General features: G+C 76.5%; 1 pseudogene. It reads left to right on the forward strand.

Features of this window, described 5'->3' with window-relative positions:
• Nucleotides 1–66: 66 nt before the first annotated feature.
• Nucleotides 67–7,920 (forward strand): annotated as a pseudogene (locus ADY01_RS29250) (SDR family NAD(P)-dependent oxidoreductase); the annotation flags it as partial.
• Nucleotides 7,921–8,045: the final 125 nt, after the last annotated feature.

The raw sequence follows: 8,045 nt of genomic DNA on the forward strand, positions 1-8,045 counted from the left end.
GGATCCTGGGGGCCAGGAACTTCTCGTGAGGCAGGACCATATGAGCTCGGATCACGGATGGCTGATATGAACTCTCCACGCCCATCGGCCCTTTCGGGCCGCGCCCAGCCCGTCGCGATCGTCGGCATTTCGTACAGGCTTCCCCGCGGTTCTTCCCTCGCCGCCTTTGCGGGTGTTTCCCGCGCGCCGGCGGATCGTCAGCCGTCCCGCGACGGGGGATTTCTCGCACATGTCGCGGTCGGCCCCTATGCGGAATCTCTCGGTATTTCGCCCCGTGAAGCGGAGGGCCTGAACGGGCCGCCGCGGCTCGCATGGGAACTCGGACGGGAATCCCTCGATGACGCCGGAATCCTCCCGGGGACGCTCGGGGAGGAGAAAGCGGGGGTCTTTCTCGGACCTGCCGGGAGCGGACCCTCCTCCGTCCACCGGGCCGCGGAGAGCCTGGGCCGGGGCGACCTCACCGTCGCGCTGGCCGGCGCCCTCGGCCGGGACACGTTCGCCACCGACGCCACCGACGGCGGCGGGGAGTTCGCCGGGCTGATCGTGCTGAAGCCGCTGTCCCGCGCCCTGTCCGACGGCGACCGGGTGTACGGCGTCATCCGGCAGTCGGCGGGCGACGCCGGCGGGGCCGACGCCCCGGAGGGCGCCCCGGGCACGGCGGCGCTCCGGATCGAGCCGCACGGCACGGGCGCCCGGGCCACGGCCGCCGCGGACCTCGTGGCCCTGCTGAGGGCGCTGCTCGGCACCGACGCGGTCCACCCCATCGCGCCGTCCGCCCCCGCCGTCCCGACCGACGGTTCGCTGCCGTGGCCCCTGACCGGCGCGACCGATGCCGCCCTGGCCGCCCAGGCACGCCACCTGGCCGACCACCTCGCCGGCCGTCCCGACCTGACCGCGGCGCAGGTGGGCCACGCGCTGGCCGCGCAGCGGCCCCTCCGCCACCGGGCGGTCGTCATCGGCAACGACCTGGCGGACTTCCGCGCGGGCCTCAGGGATCTGGCCGCGGGCGAGCCGTCCCCCCATGTGGCCGCGCGGGGCCCCTCGGCCGCCGCCCCCGGCACCACCGTGTTCGTCTTCCCGGGGCAGGGCTCCCAGTGGGCGGGCATGGGCCTCGAACTGCTCGACCACTCGCCGGTGTTCGCCGAGCACCTGCACGCCTGCGCGCGGGCGCTGGCCCCGCACTGGGACCGCGACCTGCTCGACGTGCTGGCCCGCGTCGACGGCGCCCCGGGCCTGGAACGCGCCGAGGTCGTCCAGCCCGCGCTGTTCGCCGTCACGGTGGCCCTCGCCCGGCTGTGGCAGTCCCTCGGCGTCGAACCGGACGCGGTGATCGGCCACTCCAACGGGGACATCGCCGCCTCCCACGTCGCGGGCGCGCTCACCCTGGAGGACGCCGCCCTCGTGGTCGCGCGCTGGAGCCGCGTCCAGTCGACGCTGCCGGGAGGCGGCCGGATGCTGTACGTCTCCGCGCCCGCCGCCGAGGTGAGCGCTCGCCTGGAGCGCTGGCGCGGCAGGCTCGTCCTCGCGGCCGTCAACGGGCCCGCCGCCGTCGTCGTCTCCGGCGACGCCGACGCCGCGGACGAGTTCGTCGCGGAATCGGCGGCCGACGGCGTCTACGCCCGCCCCATCGCCGTCGACCTCGCGGCCCATTCCCCGCACTTCGACCCGATCCTCGACCTCGTCCACGCCGAACTGGCCCCGATCCGGCCGCGGCGCCCCACGATCCCGCTCCACTCCACCGTCTCCGGCCGCACCAGCGAGGTCCGCGACGCGGCGTACTGGTGCCGCAACATGCGCCACCCGGTGGAGTTCGAGTCCGTGACCCGGAGTCTGCTGGACGAGGGACACACCCTCTTCATCGAGGTCAGCGCGCACCCGCTGCTGACCCACGACCTCCAGCAGACCATCGAGGCCCACGCCCCGGGGCGCGACATCCGGGTCACCGGCACCCTGCGCCGCAACGACGGCGGCTGGCGCCGGATGCTGACCGCCCTGGCCGCCGTGCACGGCCACCACCCCGTCGCGTGGGGCGCGTTCCACCCCCACGACGCCCCCCGGGCCGACCTGCCGACCCCCACCCCCGAGGCGGCCTCGGCCGGCCTGCCCCTGATCACCCGGCTCACGGGGCTGCCCGCGGCCCGCCAGGAACGGCTGCTCCTCGACCGCGTCCGCGCCGAGGTCAACGCCGTGTCCGGCGGCGCCGCCGCGTCCCTCCACGCGGAGCGCTCGTTCAGGGACATCGGATTCGACTCCGCCGCCGTCGTGGAGGTGCGCGACCGGCTCGCGAGGGCCACCGGCCTGACGCTGCCCGCCACCTTGCTGTTCAGCCACCCCACCCCCCTGGCCGTGGCGCGCTTCCTGCACGCCGAGCTCTTCGGCGCGCCGCGGGGGCCGGCCGCCGGTCCCGGTCCCGGTCCCGGCGGGGCGCGCGACGCCGACGAGCCGATCGCCATCGTCGGGATGGGCTGCCGCTATCCAGGGGCGGACAGTCCCGAGGCCCTGTGGCGCCTCGTGGCCGAGGGCGCCGACGCCACGTCCGGCTTCCCCACCGACCGCGGCTGGGACATCGAGGGACTCTTCGACCCCGACCCCGAGCGGCCGGGACGCAGCCATGTCGCGCGGGGTGGATTCGTCCCCGGAGTCCCGGAGTTCGACGCCGGATTCTTTGGGATCAGCCCGCGCGAGGCCACCGCGATGGACCCCCAGCAGCGGCTGATGCTGGAGACCGCGTGGGAGGCGCTGGAGCGGGCCGGGATCGACCCGGGCACCCTGCGCGGGAGCCCCACCGGCGTCTTCGTCGGCATGACGACCCAGGACTACGCGCCGCCCCTCCACCAGGGGACCGAGGAGTCCGAGGGCTTCCTGCTCACCGGCAACACCCTCAGCGTCGCCTCCGGCCGCATCGCCTACACCCTCGGCCTCGAAGGCCCCGCCCTCACCGTGGACTCCGCCTGCTCCGCCTCGCTGGTCTCCCTGCACCTGGCCGCGCGCGCGCTGCGCGACGGGGAGTGCACGCTCGCGCTCGCGGGCGGTGTCTGCGTGATGTCGGGGCCGGGCCTCTTCGTCGAGTTCAGCCGCCAGCGCGGCCTGTCGGCCGACGGCCGGTGCAAGGCGTTCGCCCAGGCCGCGGACGGCACCGCCTGGGGCGAGGGCGCCGGGGCGCTGGTGCTGGAGCGGCTGTCGGACGCCGAGCGCAACGGGCACCGGGTCCTCGCGGTGATCCGCGGCTCCGCGGTGAACCAGGACGGCGCGTCCAACGGCCTCGCCGCGCCCAGCGGTCCGGCCCAGGAACGCGTCATCCGCGGCGCGTTGGCGCATGCCCGGCTCGAACCGTCCGAGGTGGACGCGGTGGAGGCGCATGGCACGGGGACGACGCTGGGCGACCCGATCGAGGCGCAGGCGATCATCGCCACCTACGGGCAGGACCGGCCTGCCGAACGTCCGCTGTGGCTGGGCTCGTTGAAGTCGAACATCGGGCACACCCAGACGGCCGCGGGGGTCGCGGGTGTGATCAAGATGGTCATGGCGCTGCGACACGGAACGCTGCCGAGGACGCTGCACGTGGACGAGCCGACCCGGCACGTGGACTGGTCGGCGGGGCGCGTGTCGCTGCTGACGGAGCCGGTGCCGTGGCCGGAGACGGGACGGCCCCGCCGGGCCGGCGTCTCCTCCTTCGGCATCAGCGGCACCAACGCCCACCTCATCCTGGAGCAGGCCCCCGCGGACCGGCCGGCCGAGGACGTTCCCGAGAGCCTGACCGGCGGATGGGTGCCCTGGCGGCTCTCGGCCAGGACCGAGGACGCGCTGCGCCTCCAGGCCGCGCGGCTGCGCGACCACCTCGACCTCCACCCGGAGCTGACGCCGGCCCGGGTCGGCCACGCCCTCGCCACGGCCAGGGGCACGTTCGAGCACCGCGCGGTGCTCGTCGGCGAGGACGCCGGGGAGCTCAGGACCGCCCTGGACGTGCTGGCGGGCGACGCGCCGCTGCCCGTGTCCCGGCCGGACGGCGGGACGGTGTTCGTCTTCCCCGGCCAGGGGGCGCAGTGGGCCGGGATGGGCGCGGAACTGCTGCGCACCTCCCCGGAGTTCGCCGAGCACCTCGAACGGTGCGCGGCGGCGCTGCGGCCGTTCACCGGCTGGGACCTGCTGGAGGTCCTCACCGGGGCCGAGGGCGCTCCGGGCCTCGACCGGGTCGAGGTGGTCCAGCCCGCGCTGTTCGCCGTGATGGTGTCCCTGGCGCGGCTGTGGCAGGGGTTCGGCGTGTCGCCGGACGCCGTGGTCGGGCACTCCCAGGGCGAGATCGCCGCTGCCCATGTCGCGGGTGCGCTGAGCCTGGACGACGCCGCACGGGTCGTGGCGCTGCGCGCCCGGGCCCTGGCCGGGATCGCCGGACACGGCGGCATGGTCTCGCTGCCCCTGCCCCGCGCGGCGGTCTCGGACCTCATCGGACCGTGGGGGGAGCGGATCGCCGTCGCGGCGGTGAACGGGCCGGCCGCGACCGTGGTGTCGGGCTCCGCCGAGGTGCTGGACGAGCTGCTGGCGCACTGCGGGCGGGAGGGCGTCCAGGCGCGCCGGGTGCCCGTGGACTACGCCTCGCACTCCGCGCATGTGGAGGCCCTGCGCGGGCCGCTGCTGGAGGCGCTGGCCCCGATCAGGCCCACCGAGCCCGCCATACCGTTCGTCTCCGCCGTGGCGGGCCACGCCGAGGGGCCGCTGGACGCCGACTACTGGTACCGGAACCTGCGGCACACCGTGGAGTTCGAGGACGCCGTCCGCGCCCTGGCCGACGACGGCCACACCCTCTTCATCGAGGTCAGCCCGCACCCGGTCCTCGCCCCCGGCATCGAGGACATCGCCGAGGCCACCGCCACCGGGACGCTCCGGCGCGACGACGGCGGCTGGCGGCGCGTGCTGACGTCCCTGGCCGCCGTGGACGGCCACACGCCGGTCGACTGGACCCGGTTCTTCACGCGGGGAACCCCCGCCGACCTGCCGACCTACCCGTTCCAGCGCCGGCGCTTCTGGCTGGCCCCGACCCCGGCCGCCGACCCGGGCGGCCTGGGGCTGTCGGACGCCCGGCACCCGCTGCTGGGCGCCGTCGTGCCCCTGGCCGACGGTGACGAGCACCTGTTCACGGGCCGCCTGTCGCCGCGCACGCATCCCTGGCTCCTCGACCACGCCGTGGACGGCGCGGTGCTGCTGCCGGGGACGGCGTTCCTCGAACTGGCCCTGGGCGCCGGCGCGCACGCGGGAGCTCCCGAGGTGGAGGAGCTGGCGATCGAGGCCCCGCTGGTGATGGCGGAGGAGGGCGCCGTTCAGCTACAGGTCCGCGTGGGAACGGCCGACGCGCAGGGGCGGCGTTCCATCGCCGTCCACTCCCGATCCGATGACGGGCCCTGGGCGCGGCACGCCACGGGCGCGCTGCGGGGGGCCGGCACCGCGGCGTCCGGAGCCCCGGAGCCGGCGATGCCGGCCGAGTGGCCGCCGCCGGGCGCGGTCGCGCTGTCGCTCCACGACTTCTACGAGCGCCTCGCGGCCTCGGGCTTCGCCTACGGTCCGGCGTTCCGCGGCCTGCGGGCGGCGTGGCGTCGCGGGGACGAGGTGTTCGCGGAGGTGGCCCTGCCGGGCGAGGCGGGGGAGTTCGGGCTGCACCCGGCGCTGGCCGACGCGGCGCTGCACGCCCTGTTCCTCACGCAGGACGCGGAGGGGGACGGGGCCAGGTGGCTGCCGTTCTCCTGGCGCGGGGTCGCGCTGCACGCGGTGGGCGCCACCGCGCTGCGGGTGCGCGTCTCCCCGGTGGGCGAGGGCGCGTTCGCGCTGCTGTGCGCCGACGACGCCGGTGAGCCCGTGGTGTCCGCGGACGGGCTGGTGATGCGCCCCCTCGCCCGGGGTGAGCTGCCGTCGGCCGGCGGGTCGGCCGAGGGCGCGGTGTACCGGGTGGACTGGGCGGAGGCGGCTCCCCCCGGGCCGGAGGCGGGGACGGCGGTCGGCTGGGCCGTGTGGGGCGGAGGCGCGCTGCCCGGCGCGCTGGCCCGCTCCTTCGGGAACGTCGAGCACGCGGAGAACGAGGAGTACGAGGAGCACGCGGAGAACGCGGGCGTGCCGTGGGTCGCGGAGGGGGCCGCGCCCGGGGTCGTGGTGATCCCCTTCACCACCGGGGGCGCGGCGACCGGCCAGGAGGTGCCCGCCGAGATGCGCGAGGTCGCCGTGCGCGCCCTGGCGGCGGTGCGGGAGTGGCTGGCCGACGAGCGGTCCGCCGGGGCCCGTCTGGTGGTCGCGACGGCGAACGCGGTGGCGGTGCGGGACGGGGAGAGCGTCGCCGACCTGGTGAGCGCGCCGGTGTGGGGGCTGGTGCGTTCGGCCCAGGCGGAGTACCCGGGGCGGGTGGTGCTGCTGGACGTGGACGGAGGGCCGGTGCCCGCTTCCGCCGTGCGGCTGGTGGCCACCGGCGGCGAGGACCAGGTGGCGGTCCGCGACGGGGTCGCCTACGTGCCCCGGGTGGTGCGGGCCGGCGGCGAGGACGAACTGGCCGTTCCGCCCGGAGGAGCCGGCTGGCGGCTGGACCTGGCCGGGCGGGGCAGCCTCGACCACGTGCACCTGGCCGAGTTCCCCGGCGCCCGCGCGCCGCTGGGGCCGGGACAGGTGCGGGTGTCGGTGCGGGCGTCCGGGGTGAACTTCCGCGACGTGCTGCTGGCGCTGGACATGGTGCCCGGGGACAGCCGTCCCCCCGGGGGCGAGGTAGCGGGCGTCGTCCTGGAGGTGGGGCCCGGCGTGGACGACCTGGTGCCCGGCGAGCGGGTGATGGGCCTGGTCTGGACGGGCACGGGGCCGGTGGCGGTCCTGGAGCGTTCCCTGCTGACCCGCATGCCGCGCGGCTGGTCCTTCACCGACGCGGCCGCGGTTCCCATCGTCTTCCTGACGGCGTGGTACGCGCTGCGGGACCTGGCCGACGTGCGGCCGGGCGAGCGGCTGCTGGTGCACGCCGCCGCGGGCGGCGTCGGGATGGCGGCGCTGCAACTGGCCCGGCACTGGGGCGTGGAGGTCTACGGCACCGCCAGCCCCGGCAAGTGGCCCGCGCTGCGCGAGCGGGGCCTCGACTCCGGCCACCTCGCCAGCTCCCGTTCCCTCGACTTCGAGGACGAGTTCCGTGCGGCCACGGGCGGCCGGGGCTTCGACGTGGTCCTCAACTCCCTCGCGGGCGCGTTCACCGACGCCTCCCTGCGGCTGACGGCCGAGGGCGGCCGGTTCCTGGAGATGGGCAAGACCGACATCCGCACCCCGGGCGACGGGATCGACTACCGGGCGTTCGACCTGATGGACGCGGGACCGCGGCGCATCGGCGAGATGCTCGACGAGCTACGCGGGTTGTTCGACTCCGGGGCGCTCGCGCCGGTGCCGACCGCCGCCTGGGACGTGCGGCACGCCCGCCGGGCGCTGCGGCACCTCAGCCAGGCCCGGCACACGGGGAAGGTCGTGCTGACCTACCCCACCACCCCCCACCCGCGCGGCACGGTCCTCATCACCGGCGGCACCGGGACCCTGGGCGCCCTGCTGGCCCGGCACTTCGCCGCCCGGGGGGAGGCCGGGCACCTCCTGCTGACCAGCCGCCGCGGCCCGGACGCCCCCGGCGCCACCGCGCTCGCCGAGGAGCTCCGGGCGCTCGGTGCGAAGGTCACCATCGCGGCCTGCGACGCGGCCGACCGCGGCGCCCTCGCCGCGCAGCTGGCGTCCATCCCGCCCGCGCATCCCCTGACCACCGTCGTCCACGCCGCGGGCGTCCTCGACGACGGGCCTCTGCACACCCAGACCCCGGAGCGGTTCACGACCGTCCTGGGCCCCAAGGCCGACGCCGCCTGGAACCTCCACCGGTTGACCGAGGACACCGACCTCGCGGAGTTCGTGCTGTTCTCCTCCGTCGCGGCGACCCTCCCCTGAGCGTCGAGGAACGCGTCGCCGACCTGCTGGGCCGGTTGACGCCCGCCGAACGCCTCGCGATGCTCCACCAGTTCGCCCCCGCCGTCGAGCGCCTGGGCCTCCCGCCGTTC

It is taken from the genome of Streptomyces sp. SBT349, from assembly GCF_001083795.1.
GTDB lineage: Bacteria > Actinomycetota > Actinomycetes > Streptomycetales > Streptomycetaceae > Streptomyces.